Below are 19,691 nucleotides of genomic sequence, written 5' to 3'. Positions count from 1 at the left end.
TTCAACAGGCCCTAGACCAGGCGGAAGAACTTCTCCCAGGTGCCGATCGCGGTGCGGCTGGCGATCAGCGGGGCGGCACCCGCCTGCTCGGCGCTCACGTACTTGCCGTTGGCGTTGGCCAGCAGGCTCGTGGTGCCGTCGGCGTTGTCGATGATCCGGAACTTCTCCCAGGCACCGATCGCCGTCCGGCTCGCGATCAGCGGCGCGGCACCGGCCTGCTCGGCGCAGACGTAGCGGCCGTTGCCGCGGGAGCGGAACGCGACGAACCCGTCGCCGGCGTCGACCTGGTCGAACTGCTCCCACGACCCGACCCCCGGCCGGCTGGCGACCAGCGGTGCCGCGCCCGCGTTCGCCGCGCTGACGTACCGGCGGTTGACGCTGGCCAGCAGGGTGACCAGGGGCGGCGGCTGGACCGCGCGGAACTTCTCCCAGGTGTTGATGGCGGTGCGGCTGGCGATGAGCGGCGCGGCACCCGCCTTCTCCGCGCTCACGTACTTGCCGTTGGCGTTGGCCAGCAGGCTGATCGTGCCGTCGGCGTTGTCGACGACCCGGAACCTCTCCCAGCCGCCGATCGCCGGCCGGCTGGCGATCAGGGGCGCCGCCCCGGCCCGCTCGGCGGAGACGTAGAGGCCGTTGATCCGCGACCGCAGCGCGACGAACCCGCCGCCGGCGTCGATCCGGTCGAACTGCTCCCAGGATCCAATCGCGGGACGGCTGGCGATGAGCGGGTCGGCGCCGGCCCTCTCCGCGCTCACGTACTTGTCGTTGACGGTGGCCAGCAGGCTGGTGGCCGGGCCGCCGACAAGCTGGGCGAGGGCCGCGTAGCCGCCGTTGAACACGTCCAGGTCCGGCGTGGCCCAGTCGGAGCCGGGGATCTGCGCTCCCGCCGCGTGCTGCCACAGGGCGAACGACGGCCAGCCGGCCGGCAGCGGCGGCGGGTCCTGCGAGTAGTTGGCGATGAAGAGCGGGTTGGCCGCGAAGCGGGTGCTGCCGCCCGTGCAGGGGTTCCACCAGTTGGTGTTCGTGTAGATCATCGCCTGGCGGCCGGTGCGCACCGCGATCTCGTTCACGAAGTCTTCGATCCAGGCCACCATCTGGGCCGGCGTCATGTCGAAACAGTCGTCGAGCCCCCACGCGGGCCGCGGCCACTCGATGTCGAGCATCGGCGGCAGGGTGCGCCCGTCTACGGTGTACGGCGCGAAGTCGAGCAGGACGCCGGCCTGCTGCCGGCCGCTGCTCAGGTCCGGGCGGGCGCGGTGGTACGCACCGGCGTACAGGCCGTTGGCGCGGGCCCCGGCCAGGTTGGTGGCGAGGAACGGATCGGGGTTGTTGTTGGGGACGGGCTGCCCGTCCTGCTCGCTGGCCCGGATGTACGCGAACTTCGCGCCGCCCCGGGCGAGGGCGGCCCAGTCGAGCGACGGCCCCTGGTAGTAGGAGACGTCGACCCCGCGGATCGGGTAACCGGGCGGCGGCGGAATCGCCCCGGCCGGCGACGCGCCGACAACGGTCAGACCCGCGGCGACGAGCACCGCACCGAACAGCACCGCCAGACCCCTGCGCACCATGGCCCGCCTCCCACGAACAGCGTCCTCCGCGGGCCGGCGATGCTCAAGCACCCTCGAGGCCGAGGTGAGGTAGGCACACGGTCGGGCCGTCGACGGTCACCGGGACCGTGCCGTGCCACGCGGCGCGGCTCAGGCGCGGCCGGACGGTGGTCGCCACGCCGCCGCGCACCGTCCGGCGCGGTGCCCGCGGGAGCATACGGTCCGCAGCTGACGCGGACCTGGGAAAATGCCTCGAAGCAACACCACCACGGACAGCGACCCGGGCGCCAAAGCTCTCTAGGCGTCGAGGATTTCGGGGTTGTCGGCGAGCTTGCGCAGGTGGGCGCGGGGGTCGACGACCAGGCGGCGGGCGTCGAGGTCGAGGATGCCGCCCACGGCCGTCACCTCCGCGGAGAGGGTGCCGTCCGGCTTGCGCAGCTCCTGCCGGAGCCTGAAGGTCTTGCCGCCGGCCCACTCGAAGGCGCACGTCACGTCGACCTCGTCGCCGGCGCGCAGCTCGGCGCGGTAGCGGATCGTGTTTTCCAGCATGACCGGGGCCGAGCGGCTGGCCAGGAACTTTTCCGGCGTGGCGCCGGCGGCCCGGAGGACCTCCCACCGCGCGTGCTCCGCGTACTGGAGGTAGACGGCCTGGTTGAGATGGCCGAGGGTGTCGAGCTCGTAGCCGCGCACCCCCACGCGGACCTTGAATGGATCCCCCATGGGGGCCGAGACTACCGACCCCAGCGTCTCGCCAGTATCGCGCAGACGACGAGCTGGATCTGGTGGAAGAGCATCAGCGGCACGACGAGGATCGCGGCGGCCGCCGGGCCGAACATGACCGCGGCCATCGGCAGACCGGTAGCCATGCTCTTCTTCGAGCCGCAGAAGACGATCGTGACGCGGTCCGGGCGGTCGAAGCCGAGCAGGCGGCCGGCGAGCCAGGTCAGGCCGAGCACGAGCGCGAGCAGGACCGCGAGCACGGCGAGCAGTGCCGCCAGCCGGCCGGGTGAGACCTGGTGCCAGACGCCCGCGACCACGCCGGCGCTGAACGCGGTGTAGACGACGAGCAGGATCGCGCCGCGTTCGGCGTGGGCCACGAAGGAGCGCCGCTCGAGCCAGGCGGCGATCCACGGGCGGGCCGCCTGGCCGGCCGCGAACGGGAGCACCAGCTGGGCGGCGATCTCGCCCAGCGAGCCGGCGGAGAAGATCGCGCTCCCGCCCAGCAACGCCGCCGCCAGCAGCGGGGTGAGCAGCACGCCGGCGAGGTTGGAGAAGGAGGCGCTGAAGACCGCGGCCGGCACGTTGCCGCCGGCCAGCGCGGTGAACGCGATCGACGTCTGCACGGTGGACGGCACCACGCTGAGGTACACCAGGCCGTCGTAGAGGGCGGGAGTGAGCACCGGCCCGTCCAGCCACCGCCCGCCCAGCGCGAGCAGCGGGAATAGCGCGAACGTGCACAGCAGCACCACCGCGTGCAGCCGCCAGTGGCGGGCGCCCTCCCAGGCGGCGCGCGGGGCGATCCGCGCGCCGTACAGGAAGAAGAGCCCGCCGATGGCGACGGCCGTGGCCACCGACGCGACGGTGGCGGCGGGGCCGCGCGCGGGCAGCAGCGCGGCGACCCCGACCGCCGCCATCAGGGCCAGGACGAACACCGGCGCGAGGCTACCGGCTGAGCCGCTGGTACGCGCGCACGGACAAGGGGAAGAACACCGCGATCAGCGCGAGCGGCCAGAGCACGGCCAGCAGCACGGCGTGCTCGCCACCGTCCCAGCTGGGGTTGCCGAACAGCTCGCGGGCCGCGCTGACCGTGGCGGAGAGCGGGTTCCACTCGGCGAGGGCGCCCAGCCAGCCCGGCATGGTCGCCGGTGAGACGTACACATTGGACAGAAAGCCCAGCGGCCACACCAGGATCTGGAGCGCCATCAGCGCCTCCGGGCTGCGCAGCACCAGCGCGAGCCAGATGCCCATCCACAGCAGCGCGAACCGCAGCAGCAGCAACAGCCCGAACGCCCCTGCCGCCGGCGCGATCCCCTCGTGCCACCGCCAGCCGACCGCGAGGCCGCAGACGGCCATGGCGGCGAGGGTGACCACAGAGTTGAGCATGTCGGCGGACGCGCGTCCCACCACGACGGCGGAGCCGGCCATCGGCATCGCCCGGAAGCGGTCGGTCACGCCGCGGTCGGCGTCGGTGGTGACGGCCGTGTAGGTGGCCTCCAGCCCGAAGAGCATCGTCATCGCGAACATGCCGGGCAGCAGGAACTCCCGGTAGTCGCCGCCGCCGGGTACCTCGATCGCGCCGCCGAAGAGGTAGCCGAACATCAGCACGAGCATCACCGAGAACAGCAGCCCGAACACGATCTGCCAGGGCTGGGCGGCCCAGTGCTTCAGGTCGCGCAGGGTGATCGTCCACCCGTCCGCGAGCGCCCATCGCCACTTCACGCGTTCACCTCCGTCATCCGCAGGAACACCTCGTCGAGCGTGGGGCGGCGCAGCGCGATGTCCTCGACCGCGACGCCGCGGGCGTCGAGGGTGCGCACCACGTCGGTGAGCGCGGCGACCCGGTCGCGCACCGGCGCGGAGACCCGCCGGCCGTCCGGGTCGACCTCCGGCTCGGCCTCCGCGATCTCCTTGACCACCGCCGCGGCCGCGGCGAGGTCGGCGTCCGCGCGCACGACCACGTCGATCCGGTCACCCCCGATCCGGGACTTCAGTTCATCCGGGGTACCGGCGGCGACGACCCGCCCGTGGTCGAGCACCGAGATCTGGCCGGCCAGCTGGTCGGCCTCGTCCAGGTACTGCGTGGTGAGCAGCACGGTGGTGCCGTCGGCGACCAGCGCCCGCACCGCCGCCCACACCTCGTTGCGCCCGCGCGGGTCGAGGCCGGTGGTCGGCTCGTCGAGGAAGAGCACCGCCGGCCGCAGGATCAGGCTGGCGGCCAGGTCGAGGCGGCGGCGCATGCCACCGGAGTACCGCTTGACCGGCTTGCCGCCGGCGTCGGCGAGCCCGAAGCGTTCGAGCAGGTGGTCGGCGCGCCGCCCGGCCTCCCGCTTGCCGAGGTGGAAGAGGCGGCCGAACATCACGAGGTTCTCCCGCCCGCCGAGCACCTCGTCGACCGCCGCGTGCTGGCCGACGAGCCCGATCCGCTCGCGGACGGCGGCGGGTTGGCGCGCCACGTCGTACCCGTCGACGAGCGCCTTGCCACCGTCGGCCCGCAGCAGCGTGGCCAGCACGCGCACGGCGGTGGTCTTGCCGGCCCCGTTGGGCCCGAGCAGGCCGTGCACCGTGCCGGCCGGCACACGCAGGTCGAAGCCGTCGAGCGCCGCCTTGTCCCCGTAGCGTTTGCGCAGTCCTTCGACCTGGACCGCGAGGTCAGAAGCCATGACACCCTCAAACTCTCTACGCCGTACAGAATAGGCGCTCGGGGAGTATAGCTCTACGCTGTACAGAGTGACCACCGAGTACACCGGCGGAAGTGACCCGAAGCGGATCATGGAGCTGCTCTGGGGTTCGCCCGAGCGCGTCCGCCGCGGACCCAAGCCGCGCCTCACCGCCGACCAGATCATCGAGGCGGCGACCGCGATCGCCGACGCCGAGGGGCTGGCCGCCCTCTCCATGCGGCGGGTCGCCGAGCGGCTCGGGGTGACCGCGATGTCGCTGTACACGTACGTGCCCGGCAAGGCGGAGCTGCTCGACCTCATGCTCGACCGGGTCTGCGCGGAGACCGCCAAGCCCGACGACGTGCCGGGCGGCTGGCGGGCCCGGCTGGAGCTGGTCGCCCGCGAGGCGTACGCGCTCTACCTGCGCCACCCCTGGCTGCTGCACGTCGCGACGAACCGCCCGGTGCCCGGCCCCAACCTCATCGCCCAGTACGACTACCAGCTGGCGGCGGTGGAGGGCATCGGCCTCACCGACGTCGAGATGGACCTCGTCGTGACGATGGTCGGCGACTACGTGCACGGCGCGGTGCGCAGCGCGCTGGCCGCCGCCTCGCTACCGAAGGACACCGGCAAGACCGACGACGAGTGGTGGGCCGAGATCGCCCCGCAGCTGGAGAAGGTCTACGACCCCGACCGCTTTCCGCTGGCCACCCGGGTGGGCGCCGCGGCCGGCGAGGAGTACCAGGCGCCGCTCGACCCGGCGCGCGCGTTCGAGTTCGGGCTGGCGCGGCTGCTCGACGGGGTGGCCGCGCTGATCGAGGGACGCTAGGCCCGCTCGTCGTAGGCGGATTGCGCCGCGCGGACCGCGGGCATCTCCCCCTCGACCAGTTCGATCAGCTCGATCAGCTTTTCCGCGATGCGCTTGCCCGACTCGGTCAGCGAGTACTCCACCTTCGGCGGGATCGTGGCCTGCGCGTCGCGCCGCACGAGGCCGTCACGCTCCAGCGCGTGCAGCGTCTGGGACAGCATCTTCTCGCTGATGCCGTCGACCCGGCGGCGCAGCGCGTTGAACCGGTACGTCCCCTCGGAGAGCGCGGCGAGGGCGAGGATGCCCCACTTGCCGGCGACGTTTTCCAGCACGAGGCGGGAGGTGCAGGCGCGCGCGAACACGTCGGCGACAAGATCCTCCAGGGCCTCTTCCGTCATGTTCCACAGACTACCTGATGATGGGGTACTCTCCACTGGTTAGTGCTTTCTAGGAGTTAGTGGAGTCCCTCATGACCGTTGCCGTCACCGGAGCCAGTGGCCACCTCGGCCGCCTCGTCATTCGTTCGCTGCTCGACCGGGGCGTCCCGGCCGGCGAGATCGTCGCCGCCGTGCGCAGCCCGGAGAAGGTCGCCGACCTGGCCGCGCTGGGCGTGCAGGTGCGCGTGGCCGACTACGACCAGCCGTCGACGCTGGCCGACGCGTTCAAGGGCGTCGACCGCCTGCTGCTCGTCTCCGGCAGCGAGGTGGGCGCGCGGGTGCCGCAGCACACCAACGCGGTCGAGGCGGCGGTCGAGGCCGGCGTGTCGTTCATCGCGTACACCAGCGCGCCGTACGCGGACGACACCGACCTGCCCATCGCGCCGGAGCACGCCGCCACCGAGGAGGTCGTCCGCGCCAGCGGACTGCCGTTCTCGTTCCTGCGTAACAGCTGGTACGTGGAGAACTACACCGACAACCTCACCCCCGCCCTCCAGCACGGCGCGATCCTCGGCTCGGCCGGCGACGGCAAGGTCTCCGCGGCCCCGCGCGCCGACTTCGCCGCCGCGGCGGCCGCCGTCCTCGCCGGTGAGGGCCACGACAACACGGTGTACGAGCTGGGTGGCGACCAGCCGTTCACGCTCACCGAGCTCGCCGCCGAGGTGTCCCGGCAGAGTGGCAAGGAGGTCGCCTACCGCGACCTGCCGCCGGCGGAGTACACCCAGGCGCTGGTGGGCGCGGGCCTGCCCGAGGGCTACGCCCAGGTGCTGGCCGGCTGCGACGTGTCGCTGAAGGAGGGCAAGCTGCTCGTCGAGACCGGCGACCTGAGCCGCCTCATCGGCCGCCAGACGACGCCCCTCGCCGTGTCGGTCGCCGAGGGCCTGGCCCGCCTCTCCTAGCGCCTCCCCTGCCGCTCGCCCCTCAAGAGGGCAGCCCTCTTGGACGTCCAGGCGGTGAGAGGGCTGCCCTTCTGGGGCCAAGGCGCGCAGATGTGAGCTACCGCGACGCCCGTCGTGGTCCATGCCGTTGCTCCCGCGGCCTCACCCATCCGCCGCTGGTCACGCTCACCCCAGCGGCTGCGCCGGGCCTTAGGCCCGGGTTGGGGTAGGTGCGCGCGGGACGCGTTTGCTCTGCTTCCCTAGAGTGGCCACCCTGGTCGGCCCGCCGCCACCCGGGGAGGCCGTCGGGCGTGAAGCATCAATGCGCGCGGCTCGACAGCCTTCCCGACAGACCAGCCAGCAACCGGCCCGCAAAGGCCGTCTTCTGTAGATCGTGGACCGCGGGCCTGGCAGCGGAGGCCGGGGTTTCGGCGAGCGCTGCGAGCCGCCGGCCGCAGCGGTCTCCGGCGGGAGCGGCGGTCCGCAGCTGACGCGAATCCGGGAAACCTATTCGAGCGGACCCTGAAGGTCTCTAAAGCCACCCCCTCTCCTGGGCGCGGCGGATGGCTTCGAGGCGGTTGCGCGCCCCGGTCTTGCGGAGGATCGCGGACATGCGGTTGCGCACGGTGCCGTGCGCCAGGTAGAGGCGGTTGGCGATCTCCTTGGGCGGGAGGCCCTCCGCGGCGGCGCTGAGGATCTCCCGCTCGCGGTTGGTCAGTGGGTTGGGCGGGGGGTTGAGCACGGCCGCCGCGACCGCCGGGTCGATCACCCGGTTGCCGGCGGCCACCGACCGCACGATCCGCACGAACTGTGCCGGCGTCACGTCCGTGCCGGCGAAACCGAGCGTCCCCGCGGCCAGCGCCCGCCGCAGCGAGTCGGCGGTCCAGCGCCCGCTCAGCGCCAGCACCGCCACCCGCGGCACCTCCTCACGCAGCCGCATGAGCAGGCCACGCGTGTCGGCGGCGGTCAGGTCCACGTCCACGACGACCACGTCCGGGCGCTCCCGCCCGGCGACCGGCAGGATCTCCGTGCCGTCGTCGATCTCCGCCACCACCTCCAGGTCCTGTTCGCTCGTCAGCACGGTGCGCAACGCGCTCCGCAACAACCCCATCTCCTCGACGACCATGATGCGGATCACGAGGGTGTTCTCCGATCTCTGGTGCCCGCAGCTCTATTCCGGTCCTTTGTGGACCGCCGGATATTTCCGCGTCGCTCTATGGGTCATCGCTGCCGACCCGCACACCGCAACACCACGAATCCGAAAAGTGGGCGCACTCCATCGCCGCCCCACTAGTCGATCTAGCGAAAGGGCTGCCTGTGGCGCCTTTGCGAGGCGGTGCGATCAGCCAGGAAGCGGCGTGACGCCGGGCCGCCGCCCGGCGAAGGCCAAGCCGGCGCGCGGCGCGACAAGACGGCCACGCGCCTCCGGCCGCACGGCGAACACGGCCGACAACACCAGCGGCTGCCCACCGCCGGTGATCACGTCAGTGGTGTGCGCGCACCCCGCGGGCACGCACCCCCCGAAACCCGAGCCGGGCAGGGGTGCGCCACCCCGGGCGGCGATCCCACGGCCAGCGGCGGCGTCCTGCGGCCACGGTGGCGTGGTGATACCCCTGGTGGCGCCGGCCACCGCCCCCACGATGCCGGCCGCCGCGCGGTCCATCCGCGGGGCCGGCGCGGTCGCCTGGCGCGCGGCCGCGTCCACGGCCGGCGTGGTCGCGAGGGGCGGCGCCTGCGGCACCGCCGGTGGCTCGCTCGGGACGACGGCTGGGTCGCTCGGCGCGAGCGGTGGCGCCGGCGCCGGGGTCGGCCCGCCGACCACCGGGCCCGGGGCAGGCTGGAGCGGGCGGAACACGGCGGCCTCCACCAGCCGGAGGACAGGCTCCAAGGGGACGGCCCCGACGAGACCGGCCGCCGTGGCCCGCAGGGTGTCGCTGACGACGGCCGTGGTGTCCGCGAGGATCCCGGTCCCGGTGGTGGTCAGGGCGCCGATCGGCACGGCGGCCCCAAGGGTGTCGGCCGCGGTGGTCGTCAGGGCGCGGCCGGCCTCGGCGGTCGTGTCCGCGAGGATCCCGGTGGCGGCGGTCGTGGGGGCGCCGCTCGGCGGGGTCTTCGTTGTGGTGCCCGCTGGCGCCCCGGTCGCGGCGGTCGTCGTGTCGGCCAGGATCTCGGTCACCAGGGTGCGGGCCGTCGCGGTGTCGGTCGGTCCATCCGCGGGATCCCCGAAAATGGCGGCCGTCAGTCCGGTGTCACCGCCTGAGGCGCGGTCCCGACCGCCGTCGCGGTCTGGAGTGCGATCTCGGCCAGCGTCACCGCTTGGGGTGCGATCTCGGCCAGCGTCACCAGTTGGGAGGCGGTCCGGTCCGGTGTCGCGGTCTGGGGTGTCGCCCTTTGTGGCCTTCGCCGCCCCGGGCGGGGCGTCGCCCCGCGCGGCCTTCGCCACCGTGGGCGGCACGTCGCCGCGGGTGGCCTTCGCCGCCTTGGGCGGGGCGTCGCCCCGCGTGGCCTTCGTCATCGTGGGTGGGGCGTCGCCGCGGGTGACCTCCGGTGGGGCGGGTGGCGGCTCGGGCGCGTGGTGCGGCAGCGTGGCCGCCAAACGGTCGGTCGGGAGCGGGCCCAGGTCCAGGCCGCCGCCATCCGCTCTCGCGGGTCTGTCGAAGAGGGCGAGCACCAGGTAGGCGACCACCGCCGCACCGGCCAGCAGCAGTGCGCGCACCGCTGTCCGACATGCCGGCGTACTGGTCATCAGGCCTGTGTCACCCTCCGCGATCGTACGATCAGCGGACGATATCAAGACATCGACAAGGTCGCATTCCCCGGGAGGGATGACAGCGGCGGAAAAATGTCAGCCGAACAGGTCAGTGGATTGACAGAGGGTTACGTCGTAGCTTTCCAGCATCGGGATCAGGATGCCCTCCAGCTCGTTCCTGAACACGTCGCCGCCATAGAAAGCGGCCTTCATCCGGTCGCGCTCGGCCAGCGACGGAAAGCCGCGCAGCCAGATGAAACGGTGGGGGTTCTCGGTGTCGAGAAACGGACCCAGCACCGCGATTCCGTACTCGCGGTGCAGCGGCACGACGCGCTTTTCGAAGATCTCGACGAATTCCGCTCGGCGGCCGGGCGTGATCCGATATGTGCGTACTTCCACAATCATGAAGCGGACTATAATCACGGCCGTGGGCGAGCCCAAGAACGCACCTCGAGGTAACGGTCGGCCCAATCCTGTCACCGGGTGCCCACTCACGGCCGCGCTCGCGGCGGTCGGCGGTAAGTGGAAGCTGATCATCGTCTACTGGCTGGCCGAGTCGCCGCGGCACTTCGCGGCGCTGCGGCAGGCCGTGCCCGGCATCTCGCAAAAGGTGCTGGCCGAGCAGCTGCGCGAGCTCGTCGACGACGGCATCGTGGCGCGCCAGCCGACGGGTGAGGCGCCCGCCCCGGTGGAGTACTCGCTGACCACCTACGGCAAGACCGTGCTGCCGCTGGTGGAGGAGGCGCGCGCGTGGGGGCGGGCGCACCTGAGCCGCGCTACTCGCGAAAGCCCTGCCTGAAGCGGCGGAAGAAGCCGCCCTCGCGCGGGAGCGGTGCGGCGGCGGGCGGGGCCGTGGCGCGCTGCCGGGCGATCGGCTGGTCGTAGTCGGTGCGGGCGATCGCGTCGACTACCTGGTGCTCGTCGAAGTTTTCCGAGCCCTGGATGTGCGGCACGAAGCCGACCAGCACGCCGTCGCGCATGACCTGGGCCTCCAGGCCCGCGGTGCCGTCGGTGTCCCACATCGCCTGGCGGCCGTCGCGCAGCGCGATCCGTACGCCGTACTGCGCGACGCCCGCCCGCTCCAGGTGTGCCGGCACGCCGCGGTCGCGGAGCGCGTCGACGACCCGCTGGGCCCTGCTTTCGTCCATGCCGCGACGGTAGCGCCGAGGGCTGAAAGGCTACTGAAAGTCAGCTGTGCGCATGCGCAGCGGGACGGGCGAGCAGGCCGCCGAGCAGTGCGCCGAGGATCGCGCAGAGCACCACCAGGCCGGTCCACATCTCGGCCGGCCAGCGGACGCCCTCTGCCAGGTGCAGGCCGAGCAGGTGGCCGCTCCACACCGCACCGGCGAAGACCGCGCCGGCGATCGGCAGGCGGAGCGCCGCGTCCGTGCCGCGGGTGGCGTCCAGCCGTACCAGGACCAGGTCGGCGACCGCCGCCCCGAGCACCGCGCCGAGCGCTCCCGCGGCCTGCGGGGCGGGAAACTCGTTCATGACCATCATGAACAGCGCCACGCCGCCGACGACCGCCGTCGCGACACCGGGCGTCGGCCGCCGCCGGTGGGCCAGCAGCACGGCCGCGGCGAGGAGGATCGTCGTGACGAGGTACGCGCCGACGCCCTGCACCGCCAGCACCTGCGCCGGCAGGTCCGCGGCGCGGGCGTCGTCGATCGCCTCGTAGGGCACGGTGGGACGCGCGGTGCGGAACGCGATCGAGTGGCTGAGCAGGATCGTGGCGAACATGGCCGTGAGCGCGAGCGAGGCCACGCCGGTCGCGAGGCGCAGGCCGCCGCCGGCGCCGGTCGCCCACCACGAGCGCAGCGGGCTGCTCAGCATCAGCACCGCGGCGAAGACCAGCGCCATGTGGCTCGGGCTGAACGCGGCGTTGAGGCCCACCTCCACGCCGATCGTCTCGTGCCACACCATGTCGGCGAGCCCGGCGCCGAGGAAGATCAGGACGCCGAGCGCGCCGGTGCGGTAGCCGCTGGGCCACGCGTCGCGCCACCAGTAGGGGTGCCGTTCACGCCGCCGGTACGCGAGGAAGAAGATCCACGCGGAGGTGGCGGCGAAGCCGAAGTAGAGCAGCGCGTGCCATGGCGTGAAGAACCCCTCGATCGTGTCGAGGATGTTGACGTGCGCCCACCCGTCGGAGAGCGCGCCCCCGACGAAGCAGGCGCCCAGCACCACCGCCACGAGGTCTTCGCGCGGCGTGGCGACCTCCGTGGCGCGGCCGGTGCGGGTCGGGGTGTCGGACAACGACGTGGACATGAGGACCACCTCCCCAGGAGATAGTCCGTATCGTCCCAAGATCCGCCGATTGATCGCCAGGTGTCAATGGCCCGGGGCGATCGGCCACTCCTCGAACCAGGCGCACCGCCCGTCCGCGGCGAAGCGGAGGATCCACAGGTCGCGCCACTCTTGGTCGAGCGGCGGGCCGTAGCGCACCTCGGCCCGGACGACCGCGGTGTCGCCCTCGACGGCCACCACGTCGCGGCTCATGTCGAACGCCTCGTCGGGCCCCTCCCGCTCGGCCTCCCACATCCGCGCGATCGCGGGCAGGCCGACGACCGGCTCCCTGTACGGCCCCTGGAGGTAGCTCGCGTCATCGGTGAAGATCTCGCCGAGCGTCGTGGTGCCCGGCGAGCGCCACGCCCGCTCGTACGCGTCGACCCAGCGCAGCACGTCGGAGTGATCCACGCGCTCAGTCTCGCAGGAAATCCATGATCGCGCCGCGCAGTGCCGCGGCCGCGTGGGTGGGTGTGGACTCGCGGCGCTCGGCGATCGCGACCGTGCGCTGGATGCCGGGCCGGGCCAGCGGCGCGGAGTGCAGCGCCGGGTGGCCGGCCAGCACCATGCTCGGCACCACCGCCACGCCCAGGCCCGCGGCGACGAAGCTGAGCACCGCGTCCATCTCGCCGCCCTCGACCGCGAACGACGGCTCGAACCCGGCCGCGTGGCACGCGTTCAAGGTGGCGTCTCTCAGGTCGTACCCCTTGCGGAACATGACCAGCGGGCGGTGCCGCAGCTCCGCGATGGGCATGCCACCGGCGGCGGCCGGGAGGGGTACGGCCGAGGCGACGACGAGGTCTTCGCGGAGGATCGGCTCGGCGCGCAGGGCCGGGTCGATGCCGTGCGGCGGCAGGATGACCAGCGCGAGGTCGAGGCCGCCCTCGGTGAGATGGCGGACGAGGTCCTGCGAGCCGCTCTCCTCGACGTGCAGGTCGATGCCGGGGTGGGCGGCGCGGAAGCGGGGCAGCACCCGCGCGACCAGGCTGGTGGAGAGGCTGGGCGTGGCGCCGAGCCGCACCCGGCCGCGGCGCAGGCCGACCAGCTCCTGCACCTCGCGGCGGGCGGTCTCCACGTCGGCGAGCACACGCCGCGCGATCGGCAGCAGCGCGGCGCCGGCCGGGGTGAGCGTCACGGCACCCCGGGTGCGGTCGAGCAGCGGGGCGCCGATGTCGCGCTCCAGGCTGTGGATCTGCTTGCTCAGCGTCGGCTGTGCCACGCCGAGGCCGGCCGCCGCGCGTGTGAAGTGGCGCTCATCGGCGACGGCCACGAAGTACCGGAGCTGCTGGAGCTGCACGCTCGATAGCCTACAGCTATCGCTCCTGCGGCAACGATGTATTGGACGAATCGAACGCACCGACCTAACGTCGGCCGCGTGAGCACGGTCGGTCAAAAGGCGCTGATGGCGGTGAGCGGCATCCTGCTGATGCTGTTCCTGGTGGCGCACATGGTCGGCAACCTCAAGGTGTTCGTGGGGGCCGAGTCGTTCGACCACTACGCGCACTGGCTGCGCACGATCGGCGCGCCACTGCTCCCCCACTCCGGGTACCTGTGGATCCAGCGGTCCGTGCTCACCGTGGCGCTGGTCGCCCACGTGGCGGCGGCGACCTCCCTCGCGCTGCGGGCCCGGGCCGCGCGCCCCGTCCGGTACGCGCACCGCCGGCCCGTCCAGGGCAGCTACGCCGCCCGCACGATGCGGTGGGGTGGCGTGATCATCCTGCTCTTCGCCGTGTACCACGTGCTCGACCTCACCACCGGCACGCTCAACCCGGTCGGCGACCGGGCGCACCCGTACGCCAACGTGGTCGCCGACTTCGCGCCGGAGCGGTGGTACGTGACGCTCTTCTACACGCTCGCCGTGCTGGCGGTCGGCTTCCACCTGCGGCACGGGGTGTTCAGCGCGGTGCGCACGCTCGGGCAGCACACGGCGGCTGGTGAGCGCCGCGCCCGGGTGGTCGCGCTGGTGGTCGCGGTGGGGTTGTGCGCCGGCTTCCTGTCCGTTCCGTTCGCCGTGATGGTGGGTTTGGTGGGTTGATGTTCTCCGAGGGTGCTCCGATCAAGGACTCGCGCGCGCCGGATGGGCCGCTCGAGACGCGGTGGGACCGGCGGCGCTTCGAGGCCCGGCTGGTCAACCCGGCCAACCGCCGCCGCCTCACGGTCATCGTCGTGGGCACGGGCCTCGCCGGCGCCTCGGCCGCCGCGACGCTCGGCGAGGCCGGGTACCGGGTGAAGTCGTACTGCTACCAGGACAGCCCCCGCCGCGCCCACTCGATCGCGGCGCAGGGCGGCATCAACGCGGCCAAGAACTACCGCAACGACGGCGACTCCGTGCACCGCCTCTTCTACGACACGGTGAAGGGCGGCGACTTCCGCTCGCGTGAGTCCAATGTGTACCGTCTCGCCCAGGTCTCCGTCGAGATCATCGACCAGTGCGTGGCGCAGGGTGTGCCGTTCGCGCGGGAGTACGGCGGGCTGCTCGACAACCGCTCCTTCGGCGGCGCGCAGGTGTCCCGCACGTTCTACGCGCGCGGGCAGACCGGGCAGCAGCTGCTGCTCGGCGCCTACCAGGCGCTGTCCCGGCAGGTCGCCGCCGGGTCCGTCCTTTCGTTCGAACGGCACGAGATGCTCGACCTCGTCGTGGCCGACGGGCGGGCGCGCGGGATCGTGGTGCGCGACCTTGTCACCGGCGAGGTGACGACCGAGCTCGCGGACGCGGTGGTGCTCGCCACCGGTGGCTACGGCAACGTCTTCTTCCTCTCCACCAACGCCAAGGGCTGCAACGTCACCGCCACCTGGCGCGCGCACCGCCGGGGCGCGCTCTTCGCCAACCCGTGCTTCACCCAGATCCATCCCACGTGTATTCCGCAGAGCGGCCCGCACCAGTCGAAGCTGACCCTGATGAGCGAGTCGCTGCGCAACGATGGCCGCGTGTGGGTGCCGCTCCGCTCCGGCGACGGGCGCGCGCCGGGCGACATCCCCGAGGCAGAGCGCGACTACTACCTGGAGCGGATGTACCCGTCGTTCGGCAACCTCGTCCCTCGCGACATCGCCTCCCGCGCCGCCAAGAACGTGTGCGACGAGGGGCGCGGAGTCGGGCCGGGCGGCTTGGGCGTGTACCTGGACTTCGCGGACGCGATCGCGCGGCTGGGGCGGCCGGCGGTCGCCGCCCGCTACGGAAACCTCTTCGAGATGTACCAGCGGATCACCGGCGAGGACCCGTACGAGGTGCCGATGCGCATCTACCCCGCCGTGCACTACACGATGGGCGGGCTGTGGGTCGACTACGACCTCCAGTCGACGATCCCCGGCCTCTTCGTGATCGGCGAGGCCAACTTCTCCGACCACGGCGCCAACCGGCTCGGCGCTTCGGCGCTCATGCAAGGCCTGGCGGACGGCTACTTCGTGCTGCCCAACACGATCAACGACTACCTCGCCGACGGGCCCTTCCCGCCGGTGGACCCGTCGGCCGCGCTCGCCGACGTGCGGGATCGCGTGGCGCGGCTGCTCTCGGTGAACGGCGACCGCACCGTCGACTCCTTCCACCGCGAGCTGGGCCGCATCATGTGGGACCACTGCGGCATGGAACGCACGGACGCCGGCCTGCGCAAGGCGATCTCCTTGGTCAGGTCGCTGCGGGACGAGTTCTGGGCCCGCGTCCGGGTGCCGTCGTCCGCCGGGTTCAACCAGTCCCTGGAACGGGCCGGCCGGGTGGCCGACTTCCTGGAGCTGGCCGAGCTGATGTGCGTGGACGCGCTGCACCGCACCGAGTCGTGCGGCGGCCACTTCCGGGCGGAGAGCCAGACCCCGGACGGCGAGGCACTGCGCGACGACGCGCGCTTCGCGTACGTGGCGGCCTGGGAGTGGACCGGTGGGGCGCCGGTGCTGCATCGGGAGGACCTGGAGTTCGCGCACGTGACGCCGAGCCAGCGGAGCTATCGATGAGATCGTTTTTTCAGGCGGCTGCTGTGAATCTGACCTTGCGCGTCTGGCGGCACGCCAACCCGCGAGCACGCGGATCGACGAGTTCTTTTGTGAGGCGGCTGCCGTGAATCTGACCTTGCGCATCTGGCGGCAGGCCGGCCCGCGGGAGCGTGGCCGGATGGTGGCCTACGAGGTCGCCGACGTCTCGCCCGGCATGTCCTTCCTCGAGGTGCTCGACGCGCTGAACGAGCGCCTCACCCTCGACGGCGCCGAGCCGGTGGCGTTCGACCACGACTGCCGCGAGGGCATCTGCGGCGCGTGCGGCCTCGTCATCAACGGCGTCGCGCACGGCCCGGCGCCGGCGACCGCCACGTGCCAGCTCCACATGCGACACTTTCGCGACGGCGACACGATCGACGTCGAACCGTGGCGGGCGCGAGCCTTTCCCGTCGTCAAGGATCTCGTGGTCGACCGCGGCGCGCTCGACCGCGTGATCCAGGCCGGCGGCTACGTCAGCGCGCCGACCGGCAGCGCCCCCGACGCACACGCCATCCCGGTGCCCAAGGCCGACGCCGACGCCGCCTTCGAGGCCGCCACCTGCATCGGCTGCGGCGCCTGCGTGGCCGCCTGCCCGAACGGCTCCGCGATGCTCTTCACCGCCGCGAAGGTCACCCACCTCGCCCGCCTGCCACAGGGACAGCCGGAACGCCAGTCGCGCGTCCTCGACATGGTGGCGGCGCACGACGAGGCCGGCTTCGGCGGCTGCACCAACACGGGCGAGTGCACGGCCGTGTGCCCGAAGGGCATCCCGCTGGAGACCATCGGCCAGCTCAACCGCGACTACCTCCAGGCGGCCCGCCGGCGCTCTACGGGAGCGCCTCGGCCTCGGGCAAGGGGCGCTTGAGGTAGTAACGATGGACCTCCGTGGTGCCTTCGAGGTTGTTGATGTCTTCCTCGGTGGCCACGAGCTCCCAGCCGCGGGCACCGGCCCGGTTGAGGTGCGAGACCGCGGTGTCGCCGAGCGCGGACACATCCTGCCGGGTCCCGTCCGGCGAGTACCAGGTATACGACATGCGCCACTCGGACGGCCCCGACGCCTCCCGGCGACGGACCAACAACGCGTACTCCCACCTCAGCATCCGTCCATTATGGCCTCCCGCCGTCGTGTCCTCTTCGGTCGCGGGGTCGTCTTCGGGCCGTTGCACTCGCGCCGTCGGCGCTCGGCCCGGGCGGCGCTCGGGCCGGCGGCGCTCGGGCCGGCGGCGCTCGGCCCCGGCGGGTGCGCGCGGGCCTGCCAGTGCGCGCGGGTCAGTCGGGCGTTGGGCGCTCTAGGGCCAGCCTCGGCAGGATGCGGGCGACCGGGCGCGGGAGCCACCACGCGCGGGCGCCGAGCAGCTGCATCACCGCCGGCAGCACGAGGCAGCGGATGACGACCGCGTCGAGGAGGACCGCCACCGCCAGCCCCAGGCCGAACTGCTGGAGCATCCGGTCCGGGCTCAGCAGGAACGCGCCGAACACCACCACCATGATGGCCGCCGCCGCGGTGACCACCCGGCCGGTCGTGGCCAGGCCTTCGCGGACGGCCGCGGGTGCGTCGCGGCGGTGCTCCCACTCCTCGTGCATGCGGGAGAGCAGGAAGACCTCGTAGTCCATCGAGAGGCCGAACACGATCGCGAAGACCATGACGGGCACGTATGCCTCGATCGGGCCGGGCTGGACGCCGAACAGGCCGTGCTGGAAGACCAGCGTGATCACGCCCATCGAGGCGCCGACGCTGAGCAGGTTGAGCACCGCGGCCTTCACCGGGATCAACAGCGAGCGGAACACGGCCATCAGCAGCAGCGCCGACAGCCCGACCACCACGGCCACGAAGAGCGGGAGCCGGCCGGCGACCGCGTCGGCGAAGTCTTCGGTCGCCGCCACGCTGCCGCCGACCAGGAACGTCGCGCCGGTCTCCCGGGACAGCGGCGGCAGCACGTCTTCGCGCAGCCGCTGCACCAGGTCGTGGGTCTGCGCGTCCTGCGGCTTGGACGCCGGAAAGACGATGAGCGTCGCGACGTCGCCGGAGGGCGGAGGCGCCACGGTCGTGGCCACGCCGGGCACCTCGTCGAGGGCGCGGGCGGCGGGCGCCGCGGCGGCCGGGTCGCCCTCGACGACCACGATCAGCGGGCCGTTGAAGCCCGGACCGAAGCCCTGGGCCAGCAGGTCGTACGCCTGACGGCTGGTCGTGGACGGCGCGTCGTTGCCGGCGTCGGCGAAGCCGAGACGGATGCCGAACGCCGGCGCCGTGATGGCGAGCAGCGCGGCCACCGACACGAGCGCCGCGCTCCACGGGCGACGCTGCACCCAGGCCGCCCAGCGCCGCCAGCGGTCTCCCTCCGGACGGCGGGCCCGACCGGCGCGGCGCCGGACACCACGCTCGATGCGGCGGCCGAAGACGGCGAGCAGCGCCGGCAGGAGCGTCAGCGACGCGACCATGGTGACGAACACCGTCACCGCGACCGCGACGGCCACACCTTGGAGCGAGCCGAGCCCGAGCGCGACGAGCCCCATCAGCGCGATGATCACCGTGCAACCGGCGAAGAAGACCGTCCGGCCGGCCGTGTCGAGCGCGATACGCGCGGCCTCGGCCCGGTCCGCGCCTCCGCCGGTGCCGCGTCCGGGACCGGCCCCGTCCACACCTCCGCCGCCCGACGGTCCCGACCCAGGCTGCCCCAGACCGGCGACCAGCTCGGCACGGCCGGCGCCCGCCTCGCCTGACGGTCCCGGCCCAGACCGCCCTAGACCGGCGATCAGCTCGGCGCGGTATCGGGAGAAGACGAGCAGGGCGTAGTCGATGCCGACGCCGAGCCCGACCAGGATCATCAGCGGCGGGGTGAAGTCGGCGATGGTGGCCAGGTGCGAGGCGAGCACGACGAGCCCGATCGAGCTGCCCACCGCGAACACCGCGATGACGATCGGCAGGCTGGCCGCCAGCAGCGAGCCGAACAGCAGCACCAGGATCACCAGCGCGGCGAGTAGACCGATGCCCTCGGCGGCGCCGCCCTCGCTCTCCTCGGCCCCGCGCACCGCGTCGCCGCCCAGCTCGACGCGCAGGCCGCTGCCCTCGGCTGCCTGAGCCGTGTCGATGATCGCGCGGACGTCGTCGGTCGGCACGTCCTGCGCCTGGCGGTCGAGGGTGACCGTGGCGTACGCGATCGTGCCGTCCGCCGAGACCGCACCCGGCCCGCCATAAGGGCTCTGGACGTCGGCGACGTGCGGCAACGCGCGCACCCGGCCGAGCATGGCCTCGACCCGCTCGCGCGCGGCCGGCGCGGTCACGCCGCCAGCGTCCTGCACCACGATCTGGACCGTGTCGCCGGCCCGGACCGGCGCGCGCTCGCGCAGCGTGTCGACCGCGCGCTGCGACTCCGTGCCGGGCAGGGAGAAGTCGTTGTGGTACGCGCTGCCGACCGCCTGTGAACCGACCGTCACCGCGGCGAGGGCGAGCACCCACAGGGCGAGCGCCCACCACCGGTGCTCCTGGGACCAGCCGGCGAGGCGGGCCAGCCGGGATGTGCGCGTGGCGGTGGCGCGGGACGGCGCGGAAACGGGCATGCGGGACACGTTAGGAACGGCGGGCGCTCCACCGCGTCGCGCCGCGGGGCGAACCACCTGTCCCCCCGAGGGGGTACGCAACGTGCCTCCACGGGGC

Annotated in this window: 21 protein-coding genes; 6 read left to right on the top strand and 15 right to left on the bottom strand. The window is 72.9% G+C overall.

The window, feature by feature from the left end; translation table 11 throughout:
* Positions 1-11 precede the first annotated feature (11 nt).
* From AC5L36_RS25605 to AC5L36_RS25585, 5 genes are all read right to left on the bottom strand, one after another.
* Positions 12-1,565: a GH25 family lysozyme gene (locus AC5L36_RS25605; protein ID WP_441221110.1), complete on the bottom strand. Its 1,554-nt coding sequence runs from the start codon at positions 1,563-1,565 to the stop codon at positions 12-14.
* Between the two features lie 276 nt (positions 1,566-1,841).
* On the bottom strand, positions 1,842-2,264 hold the full coding sequence (locus AC5L36_RS25600) for an acyl-CoA thioesterase (RefSeq protein ID WP_441221108.1): 423 nt from the start codon (positions 2,262-2,264) through the stop codon (positions 1,842-1,844).
* Between the two features lie 11 nt (positions 2,265-2,275).
* On the bottom strand, positions 2,276-3,196 hold the full coding sequence (locus tag AC5L36_RS25595) for a bile acid:sodium symporter family protein (RefSeq protein ID WP_441221106.1): 921 nt from the start codon (positions 3,194-3,196) through the stop codon (positions 2,276-2,278).
* Between the two features lie 10 nt (positions 3,197-3,206).
* Complete coding sequence (locus tag AC5L36_RS25590) at positions 3,207-3,983, bottom strand: ABC transporter permease (RefSeq protein ID WP_441221104.1); 777 nt, start codon at positions 3,981-3,983, stop codon at positions 3,207-3,209.
* Positions 3,980-4,924: an ATP-binding cassette domain-containing protein gene (locus tag AC5L36_RS25585; protein WP_441221102.1), complete on the bottom strand. Its 945-nt coding sequence runs from the start codon at positions 4,922-4,924 to the stop codon at positions 3,980-3,982. The genes AC5L36_RS25590 and AC5L36_RS25585 overlap by 4 nt, the downstream gene beginning before the upstream one ends.
* 67 nt (positions 4,925-4,991) lie before the next feature.
* Here AC5L36_RS25585 and AC5L36_RS25580 point away from each other — a divergent pair, with 67 nt between their 5' ends.
* Positions 4,992-5,750 carry a TetR/AcrR family transcriptional regulator gene (locus tag AC5L36_RS25580; protein ID WP_441221100.1) on the top strand — a complete coding sequence of 253 codons (759 nt, stop codon included), beginning with the start codon at positions 4,992-4,994 and terminating at the stop codon, positions 5,748-5,750.
* On the opposite strand, the gene AC5L36_RS25575 is transcribed toward AC5L36_RS25580, so the two are convergent.
* Positions 5,747-6,127: a winged helix-turn-helix transcriptional regulator gene (locus tag AC5L36_RS25575; protein WP_441221098.1), complete on the bottom strand. Its 381-nt coding sequence runs from the start codon at positions 6,125-6,127 to the stop codon at positions 5,747-5,749. The two genes, AC5L36_RS25580 and AC5L36_RS25575, sit on opposite strands and share 4 nt — an antisense overlap.
* 71 nt (positions 6,128-6,198) lie before the next feature.
* Between AC5L36_RS25575 and AC5L36_RS25570 the strand changes: the two genes are divergently transcribed.
* A complete protein-coding gene (locus AC5L36_RS25570; RefSeq protein WP_441221096.1) occupies positions 6,199-7,065 on the top strand; it encodes an SDR family oxidoreductase in 867 nt (288 codons plus the stop codon).
* 511 nt (positions 7,066-7,576) lie between these two features.
* Here AC5L36_RS25570 and AC5L36_RS25565 read toward each other — a convergent pair.
* The 3 genes from AC5L36_RS25565 to AC5L36_RS25555 all read right to left on the bottom strand — a co-directional run bounded on the left by AC5L36_RS25565 (position 7,577) and on the right by AC5L36_RS25555 (position 10,198).
* Positions 7,577-8,182, bottom strand: coding sequence for a response regulator transcription factor (locus tag AC5L36_RS25565; RefSeq protein WP_441221094.1), 606 nt, complete (start codon positions 8,180-8,182; stop codon positions 7,577-7,579).
* Between the two features lie 204 nt (positions 8,183-8,386).
* Positions 8,387-9,760: a hypothetical protein gene (locus AC5L36_RS25560; protein WP_441221092.1), complete on the bottom strand. Its 1,374-nt coding sequence runs from the start codon at positions 9,758-9,760 to the stop codon at positions 8,387-8,389.
* A 129-nt stretch (positions 9,761-9,889) separates the two neighbouring features.
* A complete protein-coding gene (locus tag AC5L36_RS25555; RefSeq protein WP_441221090.1) occupies positions 9,890-10,198 on the bottom strand; it encodes an NIPSNAP family protein in 309 nt (102 codons plus the stop codon).
* Positions 10,199-10,220: 22 nt separating this feature from the next.
* Between AC5L36_RS25555 and AC5L36_RS25550 the strand changes: the two genes are divergently transcribed.
* Entirely contained in the window at positions 10,221-10,592 is a 372-nt protein-coding gene (locus tag AC5L36_RS25550; RefSeq protein WP_441221088.1) for a winged helix-turn-helix transcriptional regulator, read from the top strand.
* On the opposite strand, the gene AC5L36_RS25545 is transcribed toward AC5L36_RS25550, so the two are convergent.
* The 4 genes from AC5L36_RS25545 to AC5L36_RS25530 form a co-directional block, all read right to left on the bottom strand.
* Positions 10,570-10,941 carry a hypothetical protein gene (locus AC5L36_RS25545; RefSeq protein WP_441221086.1) on the bottom strand — a complete coding sequence of 124 codons (372 nt, stop codon included), beginning with the start codon at positions 10,939-10,941 and terminating at the stop codon, positions 10,570-10,572. The genes AC5L36_RS25550 and AC5L36_RS25545 overlap by 23 nt on opposite strands.
* Positions 10,942-10,981: 40 nt before the next feature.
* Positions 10,982-12,058 carry a hypothetical protein gene (locus AC5L36_RS25540; RefSeq protein WP_441221084.1) on the bottom strand — a complete coding sequence of 359 codons (1,077 nt, stop codon included), beginning with the start codon at positions 12,056-12,058 and terminating at the stop codon, positions 10,982-10,984.
* Positions 12,059-12,121: 63 nt separating this feature from the next.
* Complete coding sequence (locus AC5L36_RS25535) at positions 12,122-12,487, bottom strand: YybH family protein (RefSeq protein WP_441221082.1); 366 nt, start codon at positions 12,485-12,487, stop codon at positions 12,122-12,124.
* 4 nt (positions 12,488-12,491) lie between these two features.
* Entirely contained in the window at positions 12,492-13,373 is an 882-nt protein-coding gene (locus AC5L36_RS25530) for a LysR family transcriptional regulator (protein ID WP_441221081.1), read from the bottom strand.
* Between the two features lie 78 nt (positions 13,374-13,451).
* Here AC5L36_RS25530 and AC5L36_RS25525 point away from each other — a divergent pair, with 78 nt between their 5' ends.
* From AC5L36_RS25525 to AC5L36_RS25515, 3 genes are all read left to right on the top strand, one after another.
* Positions 13,452-14,111 carry a succinate dehydrogenase cytochrome b subunit gene (locus tag AC5L36_RS25525; protein WP_441221079.1) on the top strand — a complete coding sequence of 220 codons (660 nt, stop codon included), beginning with the start codon at positions 13,452-13,454 and terminating at the stop codon, positions 14,109-14,111.
* Positions 14,111-16,018, top strand: coding sequence for a fumarate reductase/succinate dehydrogenase flavoprotein subunit (locus tag AC5L36_RS25520; protein WP_441221077.1), 1,908 nt, complete (start codon positions 14,111-14,113; stop codon positions 16,016-16,018). The genes AC5L36_RS25525 and AC5L36_RS25520 overlap by 1 nt, the downstream gene beginning before the upstream one ends.
* 103 nt (positions 16,019-16,121) lie before the next feature.
* Positions 16,122-16,901, top strand: coding sequence for a succinate dehydrogenase/fumarate reductase iron-sulfur subunit (locus AC5L36_RS25515; protein ID WP_441221075.1), 780 nt, complete (start codon positions 16,122-16,124; stop codon positions 16,899-16,901).
* On the opposite strand, the gene AC5L36_RS25510 is transcribed toward AC5L36_RS25515, so the two are convergent.
* Both AC5L36_RS25510 and AC5L36_RS25505 read right to left on the bottom strand, forming a co-directional pair.
* Positions 16,864-17,136 (bottom strand): hypothetical protein, encoded by a 273-nt coding sequence (locus AC5L36_RS25510; protein ID WP_441221073.1) that lies wholly within the window; start codon positions 17,134-17,136, stop codon positions 16,864-16,866. The genes AC5L36_RS25515 and AC5L36_RS25510 overlap by 38 nt on opposite strands.
* A gap of 169 nt (positions 17,137-17,305) precedes the next feature.
* The gene (locus AC5L36_RS25505; RefSeq protein ID WP_441221071.1) at positions 17,306-19,594 is read right to left on the bottom strand and encodes an MMPL family transporter; all 2,289 of its coding nucleotides are present in this window, start codon (positions 19,592-19,594) and stop codon (positions 17,306-17,308) included.
* Between the last annotated feature and the right edge of the window lie 97 nt (positions 19,595-19,691).

It is taken from the genome of Phytohabitans sp. LZ39 (genome assembly GCF_059359075.1).
The sequence above is the reverse complement of the archived record's forward strand: the minus strand, read 5'-3'. Positions and strand labels throughout refer to the sequence as shown.